Annotated in this window: 24 protein-coding genes; 20 read left to right on the top strand and 4 right to left on the bottom strand. The window is 64.5% G+C overall.

All coding sequences use genetic code 11. The features are described from left to right. Window positions 1–47 precede the first annotated feature (47 nt). On the bottom strand, window positions 48–1,667 hold the full coding sequence (locus ACQPZ2_RS15175; RefSeq protein WP_433526127.1) for an MFS transporter: 1,620 nt from the start codon (window positions 1,665–1,667) through the stop codon (window positions 48–50). A 309-nt stretch (window positions 1,668–1,976) separates the two neighbouring features. Between ACQPZ2_RS15175 and ACQPZ2_RS15180 the strand changes: the two genes are divergently transcribed. The 16 genes from ACQPZ2_RS15180 (at window position 1,977) to ACQPZ2_RS15255 (ending at window position 19,345) form a co-directional block, all read left to right on the top strand. Beyond that, window positions 1,977–2,495 (top strand): hypothetical protein, encoded by a 519-nt coding sequence (locus tag ACQPZ2_RS15180; RefSeq protein ID WP_433526128.1) that lies wholly within the window; start codon window positions 1,977–1,979, stop codon window positions 2,493–2,495. 211 nt (window positions 2,496–2,706) lie between these two features. Continuing rightward, window positions 2,707–3,516: an SDR family NAD(P)-dependent oxidoreductase gene (locus ACQPZ2_RS15185; RefSeq protein ID WP_433526129.1), complete on the top strand. Its 810-nt coding sequence runs from the start codon at window positions 2,707–2,709 to the stop codon at window positions 3,514–3,516. Continuing rightward, on the top strand, window positions 3,513–3,707 hold the full coding sequence (locus ACQPZ2_RS15190) for a ferredoxin (protein ID WP_433526130.1): 195 nt from the start codon (window positions 3,513–3,515) through the stop codon (window positions 3,705–3,707). Before ACQPZ2_RS15185 ends, ACQPZ2_RS15190 begins: the two co-directional genes overlap by 4 nt. A gap of 8 nt (window positions 3,708–3,715) precedes the next feature. Beyond that, entirely contained in the window at window positions 3,716–4,954 is a 1,239-nt protein-coding gene (locus ACQPZ2_RS15195; protein ID WP_433526131.1) for a cytochrome P450, read from the top strand. Window positions 4,955–4,987: 33 nt separating this feature from the next. Further along, window positions 4,988–6,160: an amidohydrolase family protein gene (locus ACQPZ2_RS15200; RefSeq protein WP_433526132.1), complete on the top strand. Its 1,173-nt coding sequence runs from the start codon at window positions 4,988–4,990 to the stop codon at window positions 6,158–6,160. Beyond that, window positions 6,157–7,392, top strand: a complete 1,236-nt coding sequence (locus ACQPZ2_RS15205) for a M24 family metallopeptidase (RefSeq protein WP_433526133.1) — start codon at window positions 6,157–6,159, stop codon at window positions 7,390–7,392. The genes ACQPZ2_RS15200 and ACQPZ2_RS15205 overlap by 4 nt, the downstream gene beginning before the upstream one ends. Next, window positions 7,382–8,536, top strand: a complete 1,155-nt coding sequence (locus tag ACQPZ2_RS15210) for a M24 family metallopeptidase (protein WP_433526134.1) — start codon at window positions 7,382–7,384, stop codon at window positions 8,534–8,536. Before ACQPZ2_RS15205 ends, ACQPZ2_RS15210 begins: the two co-directional genes overlap by 11 nt. Next, entirely contained in the window at window positions 8,529–9,485 is a 957-nt protein-coding gene (locus tag ACQPZ2_RS15215) for an enoyl-CoA hydratase/isomerase family protein (RefSeq protein ID WP_433526135.1), read from the top strand. The genes ACQPZ2_RS15210 and ACQPZ2_RS15215 overlap by 8 nt, the downstream gene beginning before the upstream one ends. Window positions 9,486–9,488: 3 nt before the next feature. Further along, window positions 9,489–11,882 (top strand): CaiB/BaiF CoA transferase family protein, encoded by a 2,394-nt coding sequence (locus ACQPZ2_RS15220; RefSeq protein ID WP_433526136.1) that lies wholly within the window; start codon window positions 9,489–9,491, stop codon window positions 11,880–11,882. Next, window positions 11,882–13,555: an FAD-binding protein gene (locus tag ACQPZ2_RS15225; RefSeq protein ID WP_433526137.1), complete on the top strand. Its 1,674-nt coding sequence runs from the start codon at window positions 11,882–11,884 to the stop codon at window positions 13,553–13,555. The genes ACQPZ2_RS15220 and ACQPZ2_RS15225 overlap by 1 nt, the downstream gene beginning before the upstream one ends. Window positions 13,556–13,770: 215 nt before the next feature. Then, entirely contained in the window at window positions 13,771–15,246 is a 1,476-nt protein-coding gene (locus tag ACQPZ2_RS15230) for a class I adenylate-forming enzyme family protein (RefSeq protein ID WP_433526138.1), read from the top strand. A gap of 14 nt (window positions 15,247–15,260) precedes the next feature. Continuing rightward, a complete protein-coding gene (locus ACQPZ2_RS15235; protein WP_433526139.1) occupies window positions 15,261–15,569 on the top strand; it encodes a hypothetical protein in 309 nt (102 codons plus the stop codon). A gap of 51 nt (window positions 15,570–15,620) precedes the next feature. Beyond that, window positions 15,621–16,532: an SGNH/GDSL hydrolase family protein gene (locus tag ACQPZ2_RS15240; protein ID WP_433526140.1), complete on the top strand. Its 912-nt coding sequence runs from the start codon at window positions 15,621–15,623 to the stop codon at window positions 16,530–16,532. 133 nt (window positions 16,533–16,665) lie between these two features. Beyond that, complete coding sequence (locus tag ACQPZ2_RS15245) at window positions 16,666–17,055, top strand: hypothetical protein (RefSeq protein WP_433526141.1); 390 nt, start codon at window positions 16,666–16,668, stop codon at window positions 17,053–17,055. A gap of 16 nt (window positions 17,056–17,071) precedes the next feature. Beyond that, window positions 17,072–18,349: an acyltransferase family protein gene (locus ACQPZ2_RS15250; protein WP_433526142.1), complete on the top strand. Its 1,278-nt coding sequence runs from the start codon at window positions 17,072–17,074 to the stop codon at window positions 18,347–18,349. Between the two features lie 351 nt (window positions 18,350–18,700). Then, window positions 18,701–19,345, top strand: a complete 645-nt coding sequence (locus ACQPZ2_RS15255; protein WP_433526143.1) for a GNAT family N-acetyltransferase — start codon at window positions 18,701–18,703, stop codon at window positions 19,343–19,345. Here the strand turns inward: ACQPZ2_RS15255 and ACQPZ2_RS15260 are convergent. Further along, a complete protein-coding gene (locus ACQPZ2_RS15260) occupies window positions 19,321–20,238 on the bottom strand; it encodes a hypothetical protein (protein ID WP_433526144.1) in 918 nt (305 codons plus the stop codon). The genes ACQPZ2_RS15255 and ACQPZ2_RS15260 overlap by 25 nt on opposite strands. Continuing rightward, entirely contained in the window at window positions 20,159–20,668 is a 510-nt protein-coding gene (locus ACQPZ2_RS15265) for a helix-turn-helix domain-containing protein (RefSeq protein ID WP_433526145.1), read from the bottom strand. The genes ACQPZ2_RS15260 and ACQPZ2_RS15265 overlap by 80 nt, the downstream gene beginning before the upstream one ends. A gap of 158 nt (window positions 20,669–20,826) precedes the next feature. On the opposite strand from ACQPZ2_RS15265, the gene ACQPZ2_RS15270 reads away from it, so the two are divergent. The 4 genes from ACQPZ2_RS15270 to ACQPZ2_RS15285 all read left to right on the top strand — a co-directional run bounded on the left by ACQPZ2_RS15270 (window position 20,827) and on the right by ACQPZ2_RS15285 (window position 22,175). Further along, window positions 20,827–21,315, top strand: a complete 489-nt coding sequence (locus ACQPZ2_RS15270; protein WP_433526146.1) for a hypothetical protein — start codon at window positions 20,827–20,829, stop codon at window positions 21,313–21,315. A 143-nt stretch (window positions 21,316–21,458) separates the two neighbouring features. Next, on the top strand, window positions 21,459–21,794 hold the full coding sequence (locus ACQPZ2_RS15275; protein WP_433526147.1) for a DNA-directed RNA polymerase subunit beta: 336 nt from the start codon (window positions 21,459–21,461) through the stop codon (window positions 21,792–21,794). Next, window positions 21,791–21,964 (top strand): hypothetical protein, encoded by a 174-nt coding sequence (locus ACQPZ2_RS15280; protein WP_433526148.1) that lies wholly within the window; start codon window positions 21,791–21,793, stop codon window positions 21,962–21,964. Before ACQPZ2_RS15275 ends, ACQPZ2_RS15280 begins: the two co-directional genes overlap by 4 nt. Continuing rightward, window positions 21,957–22,175, top strand: a complete 219-nt coding sequence (locus tag ACQPZ2_RS15285; RefSeq protein WP_433526149.1) for a hypothetical protein — start codon at window positions 21,957–21,959, stop codon at window positions 22,173–22,175. Before ACQPZ2_RS15280 ends, ACQPZ2_RS15285 begins: the two co-directional genes overlap by 8 nt. 133 nt (window positions 22,176–22,308) lie before the next feature. Here the strand turns inward: ACQPZ2_RS15285 and ACQPZ2_RS15290 are convergent, their stop codons facing one another. Then, on the bottom strand, window positions 22,309–22,707 hold the full coding sequence (locus ACQPZ2_RS15290; protein ID WP_433526150.1) for an NUDIX domain-containing protein: 399 nt from the start codon (window positions 22,705–22,707) through the stop codon (window positions 22,309–22,311). Window positions 22,708–22,877 lie beyond the last annotated feature (170 nt).

Genomic DNA, 22,877 nt, shown 5'->3' on the forward strand with positions numbered 1-22,877 from the left:
CACGATGGGTGACGGCCGTCGGCGGGGGATTGTGTTGCGGGAGTGGGTTACTCCGCGTGGTCGGCGCCGCCACGCGCCGCTGCGCGGCCGTGCCGCAGGATCACCGCTAGGACAAGTGCGATCACAGCGGTGCCCAGTGCGAGCCAGAAAGTCTGGGTGTAGCCGCTGTCGGCGAATACCTGCGGTATCGGCTGGACGGCGTGGTTGCCCATCACGTCGATGTTCGCCTTGATCGGGTTGTTGTTGAGCAAGGCGGTGACCACGGCGAGGGAGACCGCCGTGCCGAGGTTGATGGTGACACCGAGCATGCCGGTACTGATGCCCTGCTGTTCCTGCGGTACCGCGTCGACGACGAGATTGGCCACGGCGGCGTAGAAGAAGCCGAACCCGATCCCGGACAGCGCGTAGAACACCGAATAGGTGGCCCAACTGTAGTCGACCAGGATGTAGCCCACACCGGCGACGGCGTTGACGGCGAAGCCCGCGATCGCCGGTATGCGAGCGCCGTATCGATGTGCCAACCAGCCGCCGAGGGGGCCTGCGATGACGGCGACGAGCCCGGCCCAGAGTCCGACGTGCAGCGCGTATTGCAACATGGTGAAGCCGTTGCCGTAGGTGTAGCTGGGATCGAGGACCACCTTCACCATGTCGACCGGCAGCGTGGCTCCGGTCATCTCATGGGCTTTGGCCACGACACCCTGGGCGACCTGGTCGCGCAGCCCGTCCGCATTCGGGGTCTGGGTCATGTACGCCAGCGTCAACGGCTGTATCGCGATGATGCCGACACCGAAGAAGGACATCAGCAGCACCATGCTGACCTTGGGGTTCAACAGCAGCCGCAGGTCGACCATCGGGCGGCTCACTCGTGTTTCCACCACGAAGAACAGCGCCAGCAGCACGAGTCCGCCAACGAGCCAGGCGATACTGGTCGCGCGGCCCCAGCCCCAGCTCTGGCCGTTGTCCAGGTAGAGCAGAACCAGCAGCGTACCGACGGACAACAGCACCGCGCCGAACGGATCGATCCGATCGCGTACCCGCAGCTTCGATTCCGGGACCACGAGCACGACGAGCAGCGTCATCAGGGCGGTGAAGCCGCCCAGACTCCAGAACAGCGACCGCCAGGAGAAGTGGTCGAGCAGGACACCGCCGATCACCGGCGCGACCGCGGCGGCGATACCGATCCCGGCGCCGACGAAGCCGAGCGCGGTCGCCACGAACCGCCGCGGCATCAGATCCCGGATCAGGCCGAAGGCAATGAACTGGCTGGCGACGGCGAACGCCTGCAGACCGCGTCCGATCAGGAACAGCGTCCAGTTGTCGGTGACCGCGTCGATCAACGAGCCGACGACGAACAGCACGCCGCACGCCACGAACAGCAGCTTCTTGCCCCAGATGTCGCTCATCTTGCCGAGCAGCGGTGTCGCGGAAGCGCCGACCAGACCGATCAGGATGACAATCCAGTTGATGTTGGCGCCGACGTCGGGGAAGGTGGCGCTCATATCGTGCAGTGCGGGGGTGATCATCGTGTACTGCACGGGGACGACCTCGGTCATCAGCACGATGAGCGCGAGAACCGCGTAGATGCGAAGTCGCGAAGCGTTCTCGAGCCGACCGGTGTCGACGGCGAGGTCGACTTCATCCGGTGGAGGAGTGGTGGTGGCGGACATAGGGCGCTCCAGGGGGAGAAAAACGATGAGTGGGAGTCACACAGCGGCGGCTCTTGGCGGCGGACGATATGAGGTTCGCCACGTCGTCCGCGCGTTCGTCCTACTCACCGGAAATTCGGGCATTTCCGTGCGGCGACCTTCGGTGATGCGGTCGAGACCGAGGCGTGACGGTTGTGGTTGTCCCACTCAGCGCTGTCGCACCGATGAGCTACGAGCACGCTTTGCCCGCTGAGCGGAACAACGGATATGCGACGGGTCATCGAGGGCTTTCATGTGTCTCCCAACACACCCCCTTCACAAGGACGCACCATGACTCATCTGTTCGTTCGCCGGGTACTCGTCACCGCCGGGGCCATGGCAGTGGTCTCGGCAACCGTCATCGGTTGTTCCAGCTCGAACGACGACTCCGCGAGCACCACCACCACGACGGCGACGAGCGCCGCCGCCGCGGCACAGTCCACTGCCGCACAGGCTGATTCGAACGACCCGGCGGTCAAGGAAATCACCGACGCCTTCGTCGCATTCTTCGACGGCAAGACCCCCGCCGACACGAAAGCCGGTCTCGTGGAGAACGGTTCGACATTCGCCCCGACGCTCGCGGCGCAGGCGAGCAGTCCGATGGCCGCCGGTTCCACGGCGACGGTGTCCACTGTGAAGCTCGATGACAGCACGCATGCCTCGGTCACCTACACCGTCCTGATCAACGGCAACCCGGCCCTGCCGAATCAAGCCGGTAAGGCGATCAGCGTGGACGGGAAGTGGAAGGTCGCCGCGGCGACCTACTGCGGTCTGCTCAGGTTGCAGGGCGGCGCTCCGGCCAGCTGCTGATTGCCGCGCTACGGGTCGGTAACTCGGTTTTCTACTGAGTGAGACGGCGACCCGCGAAATTCCCGCGGTCAATAGCATCGGCCCAGAGCGCAGCGCCCGGTGAAACTCGCCGGTCTGCACGGGATCCGTTGTCGTCCAAGATTTTTCGTATCGCACGCCGAGTGGCGGGTCGCCGATGCTCATTCGGCCGTCGATGAAAGGCATAAACGCTGTGGTGCATGAATTAACCGGCAAAGTCGCCGTCGTTACCGGCGGCGCGGCGGGAATCGGCGAGGCCATTGTCGAGCGGTTCGCGGCCGAAGGTGCCCGGGTCGTCCTCGCCGACCGGGACTCCGATCGCGGGGAACAGTTGGCGGAACGCCTTGGCGCGGACGTCATCTTCGCCAAGACCGATGTCGCGGATCCCGAGCAGGTCACCCAGCTGGTCGCCACCGCCGTCGAACGGTTCGGCGGTCTCGACATCATGGTCAACAACGCGGGTATTTCCGGTGCGATGCATGCCGGATTCCTCGACGACGACCTCGCCGATTTCCATCAGGTGCTCGGTGTCAACCTGCTCGGTGTGATGGCGGGAACGCGGGAAGCGGCACGCCACATGGTTGCCAACGGCGGCGGCTCGATCATCAATCTGTCGTCGATCGGCGGAATTCAGGCCGGTGCCAGCGTGATGTCGTATCGCGCATCCAAAGCGGCGGTAATACATTTCACCAAATCGGCCGCGATGGAATTCGCCGCCTCCGATATCCGAATCAACTGCATCGCACCCGGAAACATTCCGACCTCCCTGCTCGCCTCGGCCGTCGCGAACATGAGTGCGGAGGACGCCGAAAGGTTTGTCGGCGCCGCCCGCGAGATCATGCGAAATAACAAACCGTTGCGGCGAGACGGCGAAGCTCGCGATGTCGCCGAGGCCGCACTGTATTTCGGCAGCGACCGGTCGGCGTATGTGACGGGCACGATTCTGCCGGTCGACGGTGGCACCGTCGCGGGCATGAAGAGCCAGGTCAAGGACGTTCGATGAAAGTGATTGTCGACCAAGACAAATGCCTCGCGAACGGGCAGTGCGCACTGTACGCCGGCGAGGTATTCGACCAACGCGACGAGGACGGCGTCGTCGTCCTGCTGAATGAACGTCCGGCGCCGGAGCAGGCCGACGCCGTCCATCAGGCCGCCGACGCCTGCCCCGCACGCGCCATCCATATCGAGGAATGACGGAGACCATGTCCGAAACATCGATCGGAACCGCCACCGACGCCGCCGTGCCCCAGTATCCGATGGAGCGCTCGATGCGCTGCCCCTTCGCGCCGCCACCACAGCTGCTCGATATGGCGGCCGCGAAACCGCTGAGCAGAGTGCGGATCTGGGACGGCAGCGAACCGTGGGTAATCACCGGATACACCGAAGTGCGGTCGCTGTTCTACGACCCGCGGGTCAGCGTCGACGACCGCCGCCCCGGGTTCCCGCACTGGAACGAGGGCATGAAGGCGATGTCGAACACGCGCCCGGCCTCGGTATTCAACCGGGATCTGGACGAACACGCCAGGTACCGGCGAATGCTGACGAAACCGTTCGCGCTCAAGCGGGTCGAGGCATTGCGGCCGGTGATCCAGAAGATCACCGACGAGCACATCGACGCCATACTTGCCGGTCCGCAACCGGCCGATATCGTCGCGGCGCTGGCCCTGCCGATGCCGTCGCTGGTCATCAGCGAACTGCTGGGCGTGCCGTATGCCGACCACGAATTCTTCCAGCGCCACAGCGATGTCGGACTGGGGCGGTACACCACAGCGGAGGAGTCGCAGCAGAACGTCCTCGGCTTGCTCAACTATCTGGCGGAGCTGACGGAGGTCAAGGCCGAGAATCCCGCCGAGGACGCGATATCGGATCTGGCGGAACGGGTCAAGGCCGGTGAGATCGATAAGTGGGAGGCCGCGATGCAGGGTGTCGGCCTGCTCGTCGCGGGGCACGAGACCACCTCGAACATGATCGGTCTCGGTGTGCTCGCCCTGCTGGAGCATCCCGAACAGCTGGCGGTCATCCGCGACACCGACGATCCGAAGGTACTGGCCAACGCTGTCGAGGAACTGCTGCGGTATCTCAGCATCATCCACACCGGGCAGCGGCGAGTTGCCATGGAGGACATCGAAATCGGTGGCGAAGTGATCCGGGCGGACGAGGGCATCATCATCGACCTGTCTCCGGCGAACTGGGATCCGAACACTTTTCCAGAACCGGACCGGCTGGATACCGACCGGGCCAATGCCAATCAGAACATGGCATTCGGACACGGGCGGCATCAATGCGTCGGCCAGCAGCTCGCTCGTGCGGAGCTGCAGATCGTCTTCCAGACACTGTTCCGTCGTATTCCGACGCTGCGGCTGGCGACGACCGTCGACCAGATCGACTTCAAACACGACCGGCTGGCCTACGGGGTCTACGAGCTGCCGGTCGAGTGGTGACCAATTCCGACAAGAAACGCATGGAGGCAAGTGATGTCAAGCCCGACCAAGAACGTCTCGTTATATCCACCCGAGGGCTACGGCGCGCCGAAGAACCGGCACGGCAACGCCACGGGCGAAGTGGGACTGCCCCCGGGGACGGAGGTGTTCTCGGCCGATAATCACATCTCGCTCTCGGACGATATTTTCTTCCAGTATCTTCCCGAGGAGCTGAAGGCTCAGGCGCCGCGGATCTGGTATGAGGAAGGCGCCTATCAGGTCGGCGCAGTCGGACATTCGTTCCTGCCACCCGAATTCAGCGCTGTGCTGATGCAGTACGACGACCTCGTCGGCGCGGCAAGCGGCAACCTCGAGGCCCGTATTCAGCAGCTCGCCGAAGACGGCGTCTACAAGGAACTGGCGTTTCCGAACGCCGTCCTTGCGCTGTTCTTCCATTCCGACAAGGAAATGCGCGAGCGTCTGTTCCGGATCTACAACCAGTACATGGCGGGCCTGCAGGAGCGCTCCAAGGGACGGTTCTACGCCGCGGGCCTGATCAACTGGTGGGATCCGGCGGGTACGCGCCGGACGTTGGAAGAGCTGAAGTCGTTGGGGCTCAAGACTTTCCTGCTGCCACTCAATCCGGGTACGGATGCCGACGGCAACCAGATCGACTACGCGAGTACGGCGATGGACCCGGTATGGGACGAGATCGAAGCGTCGGGCGTGCCCATTTCCCATCACATCGGGGAGACCGGGCTCAAGGCGCCCTGCGAGTTCAACACCATCGTGGTGGGGATGATGGTCAATGTCGACTCGTTCCGGGAGATGTTCGGCAGGTACATCTTCTCCGGCATTCTCGACCGGCATCCGAAACTCAAGATCGGCTGGTTCGAGGGTGGGATCGCCTGGGTTCCGTCGGCACTGCAGGACGGCGAACATCTGTACGCGTCCTACCAGCACATGTGCGAGCCGAAACTGCAGCACGACGTCCGCTACTACTGGAAAAAGCATATGAGTGCCGCCTTCATGGTGGATCCGCTCGGCTTGCAGCTGATCGACCAGATCGGCGTGGACAACGTGATGTGGTCCACCGACTACCCGCACAACGAAAGCACTTTCGGCTATTCGGAGAAGTCGCTGCAGCTGGTTGTCGACGCCGTCGGCCCGGAAAAGGCAGCACAAATCGTCAGCGGCAATATCAAGAAATTCCTGGGTATCGAATGACTAATTCTCCGACAGCGGTAGGGACGTCGATCCGGATTCCGGACGAACCGGATCGCGCCCGCATGCGGCGCGAAACCGGAGCCCGGTTGCGGGCGGCGATGGCGGAGCAGGGCGTGGATGCGCTGGTTCTGCTCGAAGATCAATCCGTCATGTATGCGACGGGAGCGAGCTGGCCGCTGGGCGACGCCGGTCTGTCGCATATCGAGTGCCCGGTCGCGGTGGTCCTGGTAGACGACGAATGGCCGCATTTGTTCATGCCCTTCCGTGAGGGCGCGGCCACCGAAACCGAGCTGCCCGCGAACTATGTCCACGGACCGGTCTATCTCGAATTCGACGAAGGCGTCACGGATTTCGCGCGGATCCTGGCCGAGATCGTCCCCGGCGGGGCGAGGGTGGCGGTGGACCAGTCCACGGGTGCGATGCGACGCGCGGAGCAGAAATTGTTCCCGTCCGGGTCGCCCACCGACGCCGCCCTGGTGCTCAGCGCGGCCAAATTGGTCAAGACCCAGGACGAGCTGGCCTGCATCCGCACGGCGTGCCGGATCACCGACACCGCGATGGTCGATGTCCACGCGGCGCTGGCACCCGGAATCCGGCAGATCGACCTGTCGGCGGCGTTCGTGCGGCGGGCATTCGAGCTCGGTGCCACCGCCAATATTCTCGACCCCATCTGGCAGGTCATGCCGGAAAGCAAGGCAGAAGGCGTCTGGACCGTACACGACGATCTCGCGCTGCCCTTGCTGACGACCGAACGCGAGCTGGCGCGCGGCGATGTCCTGTGGACCGACGTGAGCATCAGCTACGGCGGGTACTGCTCCGACTTCGGCCGGACCTGGGTGGTCGGCCAGGACCCGACCCCGAGGCAGCAGGCGCAATTCACCAGATGGCGGGAGATCCTGGACGCGGTGCTCGCGGTGACTCGCGCCGGAGCCTCGCTGAACGAACTGGCCAGGGCGGCCATCGACGCCAATGGCGGTAAAAAGCCCTGGCTGCCCCACTTCTATCTGGGGCACGGCATCGGCGTCGGCCCCGCCGAGATGCCCATGATCGGCACGGATCTGGGCGAAGACTTCGACAAGAACTTCGTCCTCGCGCCGGGCACGGTGGTGGTGCTGGAACCGGTGGTGTGGGAGGACGGCACCGGGGGCTACCGCAGCGAGGAGATCATCGTGATCACCGAGGAAGGCTTCATTCCGTTGACCGACTACACCTACGCGCCCTATGGCAACTGAAATCCTGGCCGACGAACGCGCACTCCGTCTCGGGCGACGGGAGCGCGTGCTGGCCCAGATGGAAGCCCACGACCTCGACCTGCTCGTACTGGGCAGGCAGGCCAATATTCGCTATGTCACCGGTACACCGCAGCTGTGGACAGCGGGGACCAGGCCGTTCGGTCCCGGATGCGTCCTGGTCCGCGAAACCGGCGACATTCATCTGTTGAGCACCTGGGACGAAGGCGTTCCCGAGGACATTCCGCACGAAAACCTGTACGGGATCATGTGGAATCCGCTCAACCTCGTGGGGGTGCTGCGCCAGATCGGCGGTGCCGCCACCGCCAGGCGGGTGGGTACCGATGCCCTGTCCCCGTTGTTCTCCCAGTTCCTGCCGATGGCATTTCCCCAGGCGGAACTGGTCGACGGCGAACAGGCCATGCGTGCCGCCCGGCGGATCAAGACTCCCGAAGAAATTGTGGTGCTTCGGGATTCGATCCGCATCGCGGAAGCGGGCCTGGCGGCGGCGGTCGCCGAACTGCGGCCCGGGGTCACCGAGAAGACCCTGACCGGAGTGATGTTGCAGGCGATGGCGGCCGGGGGCATGAGTACACCGGCCACCCAGGACGCCGCGTGGGTGACCGCTCCGGACCACCCGTGGCGGCGCGCGTCCGGTGACCGGCGCGCGCAGGCCGGTGACCTGGTGGCCTTCTCCGCGGGCGTCATCGGCAACGGCTACATCGCCCAGATCGGCCGGACCTGGCCGACGTGGGCGCCGAAGGACGGCACAAGTGCCCTCTACGAGCGGTGGGATCAGCTGTGGTCGCGCCTGCTCGCCGCCTGTCGGCCGGGTCGGCTCGCCGCCGAATTCCTCAGCGCTTACGAGGCTGCCGGTGAACCGTTGCCGCCGCTGCCGGTGGCCCATGCGCTGGGTCTGGGCTTCGATGCGCCCGTTGTGTCGCAACAACTTCCGGCCACTGCTGCCGCCGAGCACCTGGAACCCGGGATGGTGCTCGCCGTCACCGGCTACGTCTGGGAGCAGGGCATCGGCGCTGTCTTCCGACGGGAGATGGTGCTGATCACCGAGGGTGCACCCGAGGTGCTGACGTCCGGCCCGGCATGGAACAGCAACGCGGGCATCGCGATTGGAGCATCGAATGAGTGAGTCCGCGCCTTCGGCCGAGGAAATCATCCTCTACGCGAAGGATCCCAAGACCCGGATCGCCACGATCACATTCAACCGGCCCGACCACCTCAATGCGCCGACCATCGCCGCGCGGGTGCGCTATGCCGACCTGCTGCACCGCGCCAGTGTCGACGACGAGGTCAAGGTGCTCGTGATCCGTGGCGAGGGCGATGATCTCGGCACCGGTGCCGACCTGCCGGAATTCATGGCGGCGCACACGAGCCCCGATCAGGGGCCCAAGCTCGCCGAATTCCGCATCGGCGCCGACGAAGTCACCTATCCGCCCCAGGGGTCGTTCCGGCACGGCGCGACGCTCAGTTCGTGGTATGCCAACTCCCACTCCGGAATTCGCAGCCTCCAGGATTTCAAGAAGATCAGTATCCTGGAGGTGAAGGGCTACTGCTACGGGTGGCACTTCTATCAGGCCGCCGATGCCGATCTGGTGATCTCCTCCGACGACGCGCTGTTCGGGCATCCGGCCTTCCGCTACGTCGGGTGGGCGCCGCGGATGTGGTGGTGGGCGCAGACCATGGGCCTGCGCAAATTCCAGGAGATGGTGTTCACCGGGCGGGCGTTCACCGCCGCCGAAATGTACCAGTGCAACTTCCTCAACAGCGTCGTCCCGAGGGACCAGCTGGAAGCGGAAGTGGACAAGTACGCACAGGCCTGTGCCACCAACCGCCCGACGGACACCGTGTTCATGCAGAAGTCCTTCTTCGAGTTCATGAAGCAGTACCAGGGCGAATATCTGGGCAGCATGATCAGCGGACTTTTCGAAACGGTCGGCGGCTTCGCCGCGCCCGACACCGACGACATGATGTTCGATCAGGCCATGAATCGCGGAATCAATAACGCGGTCAAGGACAACGACAGCAAATTCCCGCCGGAATGGCGGCTGAGCAAGCGTGCTCGGGAGCGGAAGGACTAGCTCGTGGAACCGCTCGATGGTTACGTGGTCGTCGATTTCTCCAGTGGGATCGCGGGTGCCTACTGCACCAAACTGCTGGCCGACGCTGGTGCCGAGGTCGTCAAAGTCGAAGCGCCGGAAGGTGATCGGCTGCGAACCTGGTCGGCATCGCACACCGAAATAGCGCCCGGCGCCGACGGTGCGCTGTTCGGTTTCCTCGCGTGCTCGAAGCACAGTGTCGTCGCCGCTCCGGATGAGATCGACTTCGTGGACCGGCTGCTGGCGGGGGCGGACGCGGTGGTCTGGAGTCGCGGATCGAGTGTCGCGGAGCATCCGTCGTTCACTCCGGAAGCCATTCATGACCGGCATCCCCATCTGACGGTCACCTCGATCACCCCATTCGGTCTGCACGGTCCCTGGCAGGACCGACCGGCGACCGAGTTCACGCTGCAGGCGTGGTCGGGCGGGATCATCGGGCTCGGTCGCGGCGCGCCGGACCGTGCTCCGGTCTATGTCGGCGGCCGAATCGGCGAGTGGGTTGCCGGGGCCTATGCCGCCGCGGGCACCCTGGCATCGCGGGTGCGGTCACTCGATACCGGGGTGGGCGAGCTGGTCGACCTTTCCATGCTCGAGACCCAAATTCTCAGTCTCACTTACTATTCCGTCACCTTCTTCGAGGCGCTGGGGCGGCTGATGCGGCCGGGTCGCGGGCTCATGGTGCCCGGCGTGGCCAGTGCCGAGGACGGCATGGTGGCCGTCGGATGCGGGACCGCCCAGCAGTGGTTCGACCTGTGCGCGATGGTCGGGCATCCGGAGTGGATCGATGAGAGCGCGCCGTTCTCGATCAGCGGGCGGGCGGGCGACCTGGCCAGTGAGATCGCCCCGTGGTTCGCCGAGCACACCGTGGAGGAAATCCGGGAGCTGGCAACGGCTTTCAGAATTCCCAATTCCCTGGTGGCCAACGGCGAGAACATCGCCGAGATGGACCACTACCGGGCGCGCGGATCATTCGTGGCCAACCCCCGTGACGGCTACACCCAACCCGCGCCGCCGTTCCGCCTGGGATCCGAGCCACCGCCCTCGCCTCGGCCCGCCCCGCGCCTCGACGAGCACGGGGAACGGTATCGTGCGGTACCCCCGGCCGCTCGCCGAGACACCGCGAAAGGGTTGCCCTTCAACGGACTTCGCGTGCTGGATATGACCGCGTTCTGGGCCGGGCCGTCCTGCACGCACTTGCTCGCCATGCTCGGTGCCGAAGTGATCCACGTCGAGTCGACCACCCGGCCCGACGGAACCCGGCTCATCGCCGGTGTCCCGCTCAGCGAGGAACAGTGGTGGGAACGCTCGCCGATATTCTCGAGCCTGAACACCAATAAGAAAAGCGTGACGCTGGACTTCCGAAGCGAGCGCGGGATCGAGGTGCTGCACCGGCTGATCCAGAGCTGCGACGTGATCGTCGAGAACTACACCCCGCGGGTGCTCGAGCAGATCGGGCTCGACTACGAGAAGGTGCGCACGCTGCGCCCCGACGCGATCATGGTCCGGATGCCGGGATTCGGCCTCGACGGGCCTTGGCGGGACAACCCGGCCTTCGCCTACATCATCGAGGACGCGTCCGGACTCACCTGGTTGACCGGCCATCCCGATCAGAACCCGGTCGAGCCGTTTTCGATCGGCGATCCGAATGCCGGTCTGCACGCCCTCAACGCGCTGCTGCTCGCGCTGGAACACCGGCGGCGCACCGGCGCGGGCATGCTCGTCGAGGCGGCGATGGTGGACGCCGCGATGAACGTCGCCGCCGAACAGGTGATCGAGCACTCCGCATACGGGCAACTCCTTGTGCGCGACGGTAATCGGGGACCGGAGGCGGCGCCGCAGAACCTCTACCGAACCGCCGATATCGACGAATACGGCGGCAACGACTCCTGGGTCGCGGTCGCGGTGGCCACCGATGAGCAATGGTCGGGCCTGCGCGATGCGATCGGTCGGCCGGATTGGGCGATGGAGCTGGAGTTGTCCACTGCCAGCGGGCGTCGTGAGCAGCACGACCTCATCGACAAGAATCTCGCCGCGTGGTGTGGGCAGCGCAGCGCGGGCGAGATCGTCCAAATCCTTTGGGACGCTGGAGTTCCGGTGGGCAAAGTGATGCAACCGCATCGCGTCGCCGACTTGCCGCAGCTCGAGTCGCGCGGTTTCTATGAATACGTCGAGCATCCGGTGAACCCGACGGTCCGGCACAGCACGGTGCCGTTCACGCTCTCGGACGGCCCCGAGCGGTGGCACACGCGCCACGCGCCGTTGTTGGGTGAGCACAACCAGGAAGTGCTGGCGGGACTCGGACTCAGCGCATCCGAGATCGCCGCACTGGAAAACGACGGTGTCATCGGGCAGGCGCCCGCAATGGGCAGGGGAAAGTGATGAACGACTGGGACCATACAACCGACTTCCTGGTCGTCGGCAGCGGCGCCGGGGTCGTCGGGGCATTGCGTGCCCGTGCCCTCGGCAAAGATGTTCTCGTCGTGGAGAAGTCCGACCTGCTCGGCGGATCGACCTGCATGTCGGGTGGCGTGATGTGGCTGCCCAACAATCCACTCATGCAGCGCGAGGATGTATCCGATTCGCTCGACACCGCCCTGGCCTATTTCGACTCCGTCGTCGGTGATGCGGGCCCGGCCTCGTCTCCGGCCCGCCGACTGACCTACATCAATTCCGGAATCGAGATGGTCGGGTTCCTCGAATCCGAGGGGCTGAAATTTCGGCGTTGCGAAGGGTACAGTGACTATTACGCCGGGGTCCGGGGCATCGAAGGCGGATCTGCGCGCGGGCGATCGATCGAACCGGAGATCTTCGACAAGAAGAAACTCGGTGCGTGGTGCGACCGGATCCGGCCCGGCTTCGCGGGCGGCATGGTGATCTACACCGTCGAGGCGGCGCCGATGTCGTTGATGCGCACGCGAATCGGCATGGCCACCATGGCCAGGGTCGGGCGGCGCACCGTTGGTGGGCGCATTCGCGGACAGAAGTTGGCGGCCAACGGCGCGGCATTGATCGCCCGGTTGGTCGACGCCCTCCTGCGGCGCGAGATCCCGATCTGGACCGAGTCCGCGCTCACCGATCTCGTCGTCGAGGACGGCCGGGTCGTCGGTGCCGTCATCCATCGCGACGGCCGGGATGTGCGCGTGCGTGCCCGGGATGGAATCCTGCTCGCCGCAGGTGGTTTCGCCCGCAACGAGACGATGCGCAAGGAGCATTCGGACGGGCGCCCCGTCGGTGCCGAATGGACCTCGTCCAACCCGGGGGACACCGGCGAGGCAATCCGGATCGCGGAGGGACTCGGCGCCGCGACCGACATGCTGGACGAGGCGTGGTGGATGCCCTCGTGGATCATGCCCGACGGCACCCCCGGCATGTGCCTGTCCGAACGATGCAAGCCGGGCTCGCTCATCGTCGACGCGCAGGGCCTTCGATACTTCAACGAGGCGTGCTCGTACCAGGAAGCCGGTCAGCAGATGTACGCGCGGCACCGCGAGAACAGCGCGGCGATTCCGTCCTGGCTCATCATCGATTCGCGCCACCGGTCGCGCTATCCGTTCGGGATGGCTCCTGCGGGCTGGACCCCGAAGGAGTTGATCACCGGCGGTGTGCTGAAGCGCGCTGACACCCTGGAAGACCTTGCGCGCCAATGCGATATCCCCGCCGACACGCTCCGGGAAACGATCGATCGGTTCAATCTCTTCGCCGAAACCGGCGTCGATGAGGATTTCCATCGCGGCGAGGGCGACCACGAGCGGTTCTATGGCGACCGCACCCGCCAGCCGAATCCGAGCCTGGGCCCGATCGAGAAGGGGCCGTTCTACGCGGCGGCGCTGTACCCCGGCGATATCGGTACCAGTGGCGGGTTGCTCTGTGACGAGTTCTCCCGGGTGCTGAATGCCGATGGGGAGCCGATCGGCGGTCTGTATGCGACTGGCAACTGCACTGCCTCCGTGATGGGACGCAAGTACCTCGGAGCCGGGGCGAGTATCGCCGCCTCCGCGGTATTCGGTTATGTCGCAGCGAATCACGCTTCGCCGGACCCCGGGGTGGCCTAGTGCCTGTGCGGAAACGCCTGTGCGGCAACGACCCTCGTCATTTCGGCATGCTCTCGGCGGACCGAAGCCATCGGGCCGTCGCGGGAATGTGGATGCGAGCCGAAAGCGTGCCGCAATGACGGGTTTCGCACTCGACTTCGCTGAACGAGGCATCGGCGACCGGCTCGTCCCGTCCCGATCCACCACCGTCATGCATTCCGAAAGTTGTTGAAGACATGCATCTCTCAGCGATGGTCGAGATGATCGAGTCGGGTTTCACCGACCGTATCCTGTTGGGCGACGCCGACCGGCGAGTGACCGGGGCCGAACTCGGTGCCCTGGCGAAGGGCGCAGCAGCGACGCTGCGCGATTTTTCCGCGCTGGTATATGCGGGGGAGAACCATCCGCTGCTGCCGGTGGCCCTGTTGGCTGCCGCATGCGCTGGGGTGCCGTTCGTGCCGGTGAACTACCGGTTGGACGACACCCAACTGAACAGTTTGATCGAACGGCAGTCAGGGGCACTCGTGCTGGCGGACGTCGTGACCGCGCCGAGAGTGGCGGCAGGTGCACTCGTCTTCGAAGACTGGCTGGCCGGTCTGCCCACCGACGTGGCGCCCATGGATCCGCGGTTCGACGACGACGCGGTGGCGGTCGTGCTGTACACCAGCGGCACGACCGCCGCCCCGAAGTCGGCGCTACTGCGGCACCGCCACCTGATGGCCTACCTGCTGAGCACTGTCGAATTCGGCAGCGCCGGATCCGAAGAGGCAGTACTGGTTTCAGTGCCGCCCTACCATGTCGCCGGCGTCGCCAACATGCTGTCGAACATGTTCGCCGGGCGCCGCCTGGTGTACCTGCGCGCCTTCGATCCATCGGCATGGCTCGACACGATCCGCGTGGAAGCCGTAACCAATGCGATGGTGGTCCCGACAATGTTGGCGCGCATCGTCGACGCGGTAGCCGGATTCGACAGCGCGCCCCTCCCGACGCTGCGCTCCCTCTCGTATGGCGGCGCGAAAGTTTCCGAACGCATACTGCGCGAGGCACTTACGCGATTCCCCGACGTCGGATTCGTCAACGCCTACGGTTTGACCGAAACAGCATCGACAATCGCCATCCTCGGCCCCGAAGACCACCGAGCCGCCCTGCTCTCCGATGACCCGCAGATCCGAGCCCGTTTGTCCTCAGCAGGCCAGGTCCTCCCGACAATCGAAATCGAGATCCGAGACGACGACGGCCGCGCCCTACCCCCGGGCAAATCGGGCATCATCTTCCTACGCGGCGACCAGATCTCAGGCGAATACGCCACCGGCAGCCTCCTCGACGCCCACGGCTGGTTCTGCACCCGCGACAAAGGCCACGTGGACCCCGACGGCTACCTATACATCGAAGGCAGAGCCGACGACACGATCATCCGAGGCGGCGAAAACATAGCCCCGGCAGAGATCGAAGAAGTTCTCCTGTCCCACCCAGCAGTAGCCCAGGCCTGCGTAGTCGGCCCGCCGAGCGACGAATGGGGCCAAACCCTCGCCGCCGCAGTAGTACTCCGCGCAGGCGCCGTCGCAACCGACGATGAATTACGCGCACTCGTCCGATCACGCCTACGCGGCTCTAAAACCCCGGAAGTAATCGTCTTCCGAGAATCGTTGCCGCACACCGACACCGGAAAGCTGCTGCGCAGACTCGTCCTCGAGGACCTGAGCGCCCCCTAGAAAGGGAGAACCCCATGCCCCTATCCCTGAAACCCGGCACCCGCATCTTCAGCGCAGTCGACTCAACAGAACTAATCGTCGTCAAAGTTCCCACAACCCCGATCGACCTCACCATCGGCGGTGTCCCCGCAGTGCTCTCCGCCGCGGAAAAGAACGGCACCGCTCCGGCAACCTCCACCGGCGGCACCGCCATAGGCAAGCGCTACACCAACGCCGGTGCGACGGTCGAATTGCTATGCACCAAGCCAGGTCCCGGTTTTCCTGCCATCGATGGCGAGGTGCTGGTGCTCAAGGAAGCCAGGCCCCTCCCAGCATCGGACTGACCGTCAGCCCGCCCGCTACTCGGGTGAGGCGGCTGGCAAGAAGGAACTCAAATGCTCGGCGAAAGTGGACGGTGGCTGTGCGCTGCCGCGGTAGCGCTCGCGGTCTCGATGGCGGGAACGGGGAGTGTGGCAGCGGATTCCGGCCCCGAAGGGAAAGCTCTTGTAGTACTGGGTGATTCGTTTTCCGCAAACGCGTGGGACTTCATGGACCCCGATAACAGTTGCCTACGCCACGGCACGACTGCCTGGCCGGTGCAACTGGGCAAATTGATGGGCGTGAACGGGACCGATGAGATGGTCGACGTGTCCTGTCCGGGCGCGTCGATCGACAGCGGGCCGGGGTGGACAGTGGGCATGCAGGCTGCGAAGGCGGACAAAGCGGGCGCGTTCGGACCGCGGACCGAACTGGTTACCATGCAGTTCGGGATGAATGATCGCTGGGGCGGATCCCGGCAAACCTTGTGGACATCGCTGCGGGACTGTGTGTTCAATTTCGTCGACGGCTGCGGGCCGGAGAGCGTGGGGCAGGGCCGCATTCCCGACTACAACGCAGTGTCGGGCGCTTTGTTCGCCGATCGCGTGCGCAATGCGGTGACCTACATCCGCTATTACGCGCCGAATGCGCGCATCGTGCTGGTCGGGTATCCGGAACTTTTCACGCCGGGATCGGACGTATTGTGCCTCGATTTCTTCGGCGTCGCGCCGCTCATCCAGCCGCGCGGGCGCGCGGTGGTCGAGTACTTGGATCGAGTCGACCAGGCGCAGCGGGAAGCCGCCCGGCTATTGAACGTGGACTTTCTCGATGCCCGCGCGCTGACTATCGGGCACGGACTCTGCTCGAACGAACCGTGGCTGAACGGCGTATTCGATCCGCGGGCAGACATAGCGGGTCTGTACTTTCACCCGTCCAGTCGCGGTGACGCCGTCGTCGCAACCGCGATGTACGACAGATACGGAAATTGACGCGATCCGGCGGAGTCGTGGATCGTTCTGAAAATTTCGGGGTTGGGCGAATCCGAGTTCGGCATGGGGGTGGGTTTCTTGCATATACCAGTGAAATGAATTCCTGCACTTCAGTTTTCGATTCGAGGACACAATGAAGTTTCCTTTCCATGGGGTTTTCGCAATCCGTTCGGCGGCAGCCGCGATCGGAGGGCTCTTGCTGATCGCCGGTGCTGCGGCGTGCGGCAGCGACAAGGCATCCGGCGGTTCGCCGGATGGTGACGCGCCGACCAGTGCGGTGGTGGCTCCGGTAACCAGCACGACCTCCCCGCCGAACGGCCCTGCCGCACCGGTGACCAGCACAGTCGCACCTTTACCGGAGGGTGAGGCCGTGCCCGCGCCCCAGCCCGAGGCTCCCGAACCGCCTGCGACGCAACCGGTCGCGCCGCCGCCTGCGGTGCAGCCCGCGCCGCAGACCCAACAGGAGAAGCCGGCGCCGCCGACCTTGGACGTGCCGGGATTCGAACCACGCGCGGGCTACTGAGGAAGCCGGGGCACTCATGATGATCCCCCGACGCGAGGTCGTCCCCCCAACGCTCGAGGAAGCCAGTAACGCTGCCGAAGCGTTTTCCGCGGAGCTGGATCGCCCCGCGCTACCCTCGCTGACCGGTGCCCGGTGGTGGGCGGCGTTCGCGGTATTCGTGTTGCACGCCTTGGTCTTCCTTCCGGTCTACCCGTTCCAGAAGTCCGAGTTGTTCCAGCAGATCCACCGGTGGGTGCCAATGCAGCTGGGGGCGGCGGGGGTCACTTTCTTCTTCGTGCTGTCCGGATTCATCATCTACTGGTCGTTCCGGCCCGGAATGTCGGTGCGTGGGTTCTATCGGCGGCGAGTGCTGAAGATCTATCCCATGCACGTGCTGGCTGCGCTGGCCTTCGTAGTGGTGGCGAGTGTGCCGCTGTCCCGGCTGGTTGTGTGGGTGCCGAATCTGTTACTCGTGCACACCTGGGTACCGAAGTGGACCACCGTGGGCGGATTGAATGTGCCCGCCTGGTCACTGGCCTCGGAAATGCTGTTCTACCTGAGCTTTCCGCTGCTGCTTCCGCTCATCATGCGGATCCCCGGTCGGCGGGTGCTGCTGGCGCTGGGGCTGCTGATGCTCGGCATCATCGCCCTGCACACCGCCTACTACTTGTGGGCACCCGGCCCCAAGGGGATCGCCAATGCCTTTGCGCCCCGACTACTTCCAGGGGACGCTTCCCCGTTCTTCGAACTGCACGCCGATCCGCGCTGGTTCGCGCAACCGGATATCCCGGTTTCACTGTCGTACTGGTTGAGCTACAACTTTCCGCTCTCCCGGCTGCCGGAATTCTTCCTCGGCGTCCTGGCGGCCCGCATGGTCCTCGAAGGTCATTGGCGCACAACGCGACTCACACCGCCCCTACTGGCGCTGGTCGCCGCCTACGCGGCGACCTGGGTGGTGCCGGTGAACTACAAGATGTCGGTGCTACTAGTTGCGCCGATGACTGCGGTAGTGGCCACTATGGCCGGGCGGGATCTGCACGGTATTCGCGGACTCAACGCGCATCCGCGCATGGTATGGCTGGGTAACATCTCCTACGCCTTCTACCTGATCCAGTTCCCAGTGATGGCACTGATCACCCGAAACCTCATCGGCGGCAGACAGTTCGGCATTATCGGCTGGGCCGTATTCGCAGTGCTCAGCCTGGTCGTCTCGACTGCCACCGCCGCCGTGCTCTACCACTGGGTGGACCTACCGATCATGCGCCGCTTCGCTCGCGCCAAGCGAACCGCCAGCCCGCAACCGGCACCGGCCTGAGTCGGCGCGTCACGCTGGCTCCCGTCCTCGCCGGTTAGGACCCGAGCCTGTCGTTTTCGGCAGTGCCAGCGGCATTGAGCAATTGTCAGGCGTGGCCGAGGTTCTGCTCGACCGCCGCGAGCGGCTAACCGGTCATGGCGAGGCCCCCACGTGACCTCACCGCCGCCTCTCGCGGTCCATCGCAGGCCCTGACCCGAATCTGCTGTCGGGAAGTTCGCGCTTGCGTTCTATCTCGATCAGTGGCATGGGTTGATATCGTCTCGTGCGGATGGTGGCGTGAACGCGGGCCAGATTGGTTTCGAACAGTGCTGGCGAGCGTTGCCGAAGGCATGCTGAGGTGCGGCCGAGTGAGTGACCGGAATTGTTCTGAAAAGGGAGCATCTGCTTTGGAACACGCAAGCGGAGTGTTGTGAGTTCCGTCCGGCATCTATGGTCGGATGCATGAAAGACGATGTCTCCGTGTGGATTGGCACCGCCACTGACGCGAGGGATCATTTCGATTCGATCTGCACACTGTACGAGGCGGCGTTCTCAGCGCCGCCGTTCGTGTGGCCGGAGTCGGAGGCACAGAGACATCGCGAGATGCTCGATCGCATGATCGGTTCGCCGACATTCGGGATCGCCCTGGCCGAGTCCGCTGGCACGCTGATCGGATTTGCGTATGGCGACGCACTTTCGACCGAGACTCGATGGTGGGAAGGGTTCCAGGCTCCGGTGGCCGCCGAGGTCACTCGGGAGTCGCTTGGTCGGACATTCGCGGTCATCGACCTCGCTGTCGAGGCATCGGTACGTCGACGGGGTATCGGTCGGCGGCTCCTGGACACGCTTCTCGACAGCCGAACTGAGGAACGCGCGACGCTGGCAGTGCAACCGCAGGCCGAAGGCTCCCATGCCTTCTACGATGCGCTCGGCGGCTGGCAGCTTATCGGGCGGCAGGACACACCTGCGTACGTATCGCCGCAGTTCGATATCTACCTTCGAGTGCTGAAGCCGTAGTCGGCCATCAGCTCATCAAGGCTGCGGACACACAACGCGTCCGCCCATGGGGTCAGCTCCGCGCGCGCGTCGGTGATGATCTCCGATAACCGATCCGATCGGCAGGCCGCCGCCAGCCCGGCCGCTTCCCCGACCACCTGCGCTGCGTGATCTATCTCACGAGATTCGATGTGGGCGTGCGCCAGGTCCACATACGCCAAAGCCCGGTTGCGGGTGTAGCCCTCACCGATCAGTTCGAGGCTCGACACAGCTGCCTGATGCGCATCGGCGGCCCGCCCGAGCCGATACATGCAGTCACTACGGAACGACAACGCCAGCCCTGGCCCGTGGAAATAGGCCACGCTCGACTCCGCTCCACTACCGTTTGCCAGTACGTCGTCTGCCGCGTCGAGCGCCGTCAGACACGCGTTGGCCCGTCCGCTCGTTGCATACGCGAATGCTGCGATCACTTCCGCATAGGACCGCAGTAATCCGTCGTCGACGTTGCGTGCCCAAACCTGGGCTGCCACAGCGTGATCGATGCCCGTCCGTGGTGAACCTCGCCAAGTGGACAGGTAGCTCAGATTGCACAACACCAGCGCGACCAGCGAGTCGTTGCCCGCCTCGTGCGCGGACTCGCGGGCCGCCTCATAACTGGCGTTGGCCAGATCGAATGCGCGCAGATCGAAATGCATCCACCCGGCCAGCTGCGCCAGTTGTGAATGCACGTTCAGCAACCGTGGCCGCAACCGATCGGGCGACTGCGCCAGCAGAGCCCGCGCGATGGCCTGCTGCGCTGTCACCGTCGGCAACACGGCTTGCGGGCCGTACAAATCATTTTGTGCCAGCGCAATATTCAGCGCGTCCTCGATATGGCTGATGGTGGCATCGTCTATGCGTTCGGGGCGGATCATGACCCTCACATGCCCGCCGCTGCTCGTAGGTGTCCAGGCCCGCCAGGATCGCGGCGACGGCGGGTAGCCCGCCCACGACACCGCCGAACAACTGCAGCAACTCGCGTCGATTCATCTCGACCCACATCCGCAAATCATCATCCAACGGCGAGTTTAGGCCCGTTTGCTCCGGCGCCGCTGAAACAACCAGCGCGAGCGCCGACGACGGCTCGGTTTTGTGGAACCGGTGCGCCTGCTCACGAGTCAGGCTGTCCAGCAACGTATCCATCACGTCCGCCGCTCTCGGGCTCAGCAGCGCCTTCGCACCTTCCTGCTCCCACTTGCCGATCGTGCGTACACCACGCCCACACACAGCGGCGAACTCCGCCTGATTCAAGCGCATCGCATTGCGAAGTGCCTTCACATCGGCACCGGTCCATTTCTCGATCATCGCTGATCCCCGCCCCTCGCCCTCGGCGTGTCGAATACCGAAAGAGTAGGACCGAATTGCCAGTTGCGTACCTGGTTTGTGGGTCGCGGGGAACCGATGCTGGACGAGCACCCGGCTGCCGGAGTGCTTACAACCTGACACCGTGACCAGGGGGACAAGTGTTGACCGCAAGAGAACTGCCGAAGCGTGCCGGTCTTTTCGGGCCACCACGCCCGGCCATCTGCAGTCTGTCGGCACACGTGCTCACGAGCTATCTCGGAGCGCTCAAAGAGTGGGAGGCCCCAATCGAGGTTGCCATAGACAGCACAGGTCCGGGAGTGGGGCCGAACGCGATCGGCGTGGTGCGCAGGGATGTAACAGCGGCGGGTGCTTCGGCCGCCGCAGAGCTGAAACAACTAGCGGCAGAGCACAATTACTTCCTCATCGAGGTCATCATATTCGACCTCGGCTCCAGAGCCGCAGAGCTGGTGTTGTCGCAACATATCGGGGACGCTGAAGCCGTAGCCGTGCTCACCCCCAGTTTGGAGCACGTCGGTGAGCTGAAGCGAGTGATCACCCAAGTATGCGACCTGGTTACCCCCGAGCGGGTGTATCGGTGCAGTCACCAATGGCCGCCGACCTTGACCATCGTCGATGGTGGCCAGTGATGGGCGAGTCGATACCGGATCTGTTGGCTGATACCCCCACCAGTCGATGTTTGTACTATCGGCAGATCTGCGGGCTAGCGGCCGGAGTCGACCCGGCCATCGGGCGGATCATGGTAAGGGCAGGCAGTGTATCCGCGGTCACCATGCCGAGCGCACTCGGCCAGATGGTCAAGGCGCATATGCAAACTCGGCACTGTGCTCTCGGCCCGATCATCTCCCACCCGCGTTCACAGCGATGGACGTTCATCGTCAGGCCCGACCTGCCCGACGAAGTGCCTCTGTTCTCAGAGTTGTTCCGGCTCAACGTCACTGTCGCCAGGTTCGGTGCACAGATCGCGTTACCGTCGCCCGCTGACAGGCATGGCGGGCTGCGGGTCTGGATCGAACCGCCCCGCGACACCTTCCGGCCCTCCGGAGTCGCCGTGGTCGAGGCGATCCGCGCATGCGTTGGCGCCCGTCCACCGGGAGCCGACCGGTGACCGACAGCCCAGAAACGGCCAAGGCAATCGGGATTCTAGTCATCGCGCCCGGCATTGCCGACTTCAACATTCGCGCGCGGGCAATCGCTGTTGCGCGTGATCTGATCACGCCCGCCAAGTTCCTGCTCTGCTCGGACGCTGGCCGATCACGGGACAAGTCGCATGAGTGAGAAGACTTCGCCACGACCGGGTGAGCAGGACGTGCACTTGTCGGTCTTCCTGCACGGTCTGCGGTTCGATTTCGCCGCGTGTCTGACGGCGGCGTTGAGCTTCGTGCAGGAGCATCAACCTAGGCATTACACCGACGCCGTGACGTTGGATCTGCGTGACACCAGCGGGTTGGAGCGGCTACCGAACGAGCGGTTGTATCTCGAGCCGTAGTCGACTGAACGGTTCGGCCTAAAGCACGGAGAGGTGCGGCATGGGGCGCGAAGTCTGGTATACGAAAGCTCAAAGCCCGACCGTGAAACAGAGCACGACGTACCGTGCGAAGGGTTCGGCGCTGTGGAGTTGGTTACGCACCGAGACTGAGCGCGCGATAGATTGCGACAACCGTGGCTGCGCCGATGATCTCGCCGCGATCGATCATCGCTGCAGCCTCGTGCAGAGATATCCAACGGATGGCTTCGGCCTCGTTGATGTCCGGCAGCCTGCCGGTGAGGTCTGCACCTCGCGCGATGTAGATCTCCTGCGGATGGTCCAGGCTGCCGACAGCGGGCTGGTAGGTGACCAGGTGCTCCATCGATCGGGGCCGCCAGCCTGTCTCTTCCTCCACTTCGCGGGCAGCCGCAGCAGCAACGTCTTCGGCGTCGTCGACGTAGCCGCCCGGCAATTCCCACACCCATTTGTCGATGATGAACCGGTGGCGGTACATCAGGAGGGCTTCGCGGTTCTCGTTGAGTACCAGCGTCATTGCGCAGCGCGGCATCCGCGCCACCTACTGGGTGAACTTCACGCCATCGGGCAACTCGACATCGACGGTCGACAATCGGATGTGTCGGTTCTCGTCTACAAGCTTCTCGCCGTGGATTTTCCACTGGTTGCGCTTCACTGCTCGACCCTACGTCCGCGCGACGACGGCCT

Source organism: Nocardia pseudovaccinii, from assembly GCF_050942345.1.
Classification (GTDB): Bacteria; Actinomycetota; Actinomycetes; order Mycobacteriales; family Mycobacteriaceae; genus Nocardia; species Nocardia pseudovaccinii.

What these genes read in the sequence shown, in the direction of transcription:
- ACQPZ2_RS15175 (WP_433526127.1), bottom strand. Translation starts at nt 1,667, where the DNA reads ATGTCCGCCACCACCACTCCTCCACCGGATGAAGTCGACCTCGCCGTC.
- ACQPZ2_RS15180 (WP_433526128.1), top strand. Translation starts at nt 1,977, where the DNA reads ATGACTCATCTGTTCGTTCGCCGGGTACTCGTCACCGCCGGGGCCATG.
- ACQPZ2_RS15190 (WP_433526130.1), top strand. Translation starts at nt 3,513, where the DNA reads ATGAAAGTGATTGTCGACCAAGACAAATGCCTCGCGAACGGGCAGTGC.
- ACQPZ2_RS15195 (WP_433526131.1), top strand. Translation starts at nt 3,716, where the DNA reads ATGTCCGAAACATCGATCGGAACCGCCACCGACGCCGCCGTGCCCCAG.
- ACQPZ2_RS15200 (WP_433526132.1), top strand. Translation starts at nt 4,988, where the DNA reads ATGTCAAGCCCGACCAAGAACGTCTCGTTATATCCACCCGAGGGCTAC.
- ACQPZ2_RS15205 (WP_433526133.1), top strand. Translation starts at nt 6,157, where the DNA reads ATGACTAATTCTCCGACAGCGGTAGGGACGTCGATCCGGATTCCGGAC.
- ACQPZ2_RS15210 (WP_433526134.1), top strand. Translation starts at nt 7,382, where the DNA reads ATGGCAACTGAAATCCTGGCCGACGAACGCGCACTCCGTCTCGGGCGA.
- ACQPZ2_RS15215 (WP_433526135.1), top strand. Translation starts at nt 8,529, where the DNA reads ATGAGTGAGTCCGCGCCTTCGGCCGAGGAAATCATCCTCTACGCGAAG.
- ACQPZ2_RS15225 (WP_433526137.1), top strand. Translation starts at nt 11,882, where the DNA reads ATGAACGACTGGGACCATACAACCGACTTCCTGGTCGTCGGCAGCGGC.
- ACQPZ2_RS15230 (WP_433526138.1), top strand. Translation starts at nt 13,771, where the DNA reads ATGCATCTCTCAGCGATGGTCGAGATGATCGAGTCGGGTTTCACCGAC.
- ACQPZ2_RS15235 (WP_433526139.1), top strand. Translation starts at nt 15,261, where the DNA reads ATGCCCCTATCCCTGAAACCCGGCACCCGCATCTTCAGCGCAGTCGAC.
- ACQPZ2_RS15240 (WP_433526140.1), top strand. Translation starts at nt 15,621, where the DNA reads ATGCTCGGCGAAAGTGGACGGTGGCTGTGCGCTGCCGCGGTAGCGCTC.
- ACQPZ2_RS15245 (WP_433526141.1), top strand. Translation starts at nt 16,666, where the DNA reads ATGAAGTTTCCTTTCCATGGGGTTTTCGCAATCCGTTCGGCGGCAGCC.
- ACQPZ2_RS15250 (WP_433526142.1), top strand. Translation starts at nt 17,072, where the DNA reads ATGATGATCCCCCGACGCGAGGTCGTCCCCCCAACGCTCGAGGAAGCC.
- ACQPZ2_RS15260 (WP_433526144.1), bottom strand. Translation starts at nt 20,238, where the DNA reads ATGATCCGCCCCGAACGCATAGACGATGCCACCATCAGCCATATCGAG.
- ACQPZ2_RS15265 (WP_433526145.1), bottom strand. Translation starts at nt 20,668, where the DNA reads ATGATCGAGAAATGGACCGGTGCCGATGTGAAGGCACTTCGCAATGCG.
- ACQPZ2_RS15275 (WP_433526147.1), top strand. Translation starts at nt 21,459, where the DNA reads ATGCCGAGCGCACTCGGCCAGATGGTCAAGGCGCATATGCAAACTCGG.
- ACQPZ2_RS15285 (WP_433526149.1), top strand. Translation starts at nt 21,957, where the DNA reads ATGAGTGAGAAGACTTCGCCACGACCGGGTGAGCAGGACGTGCACTTG.
- ACQPZ2_RS15290 (WP_433526150.1), bottom strand. Translation starts at nt 22,707, where the DNA reads ATGACGCTGGTACTCAACGAGAACCGCGAAGCCCTCCTGATGTACCGC.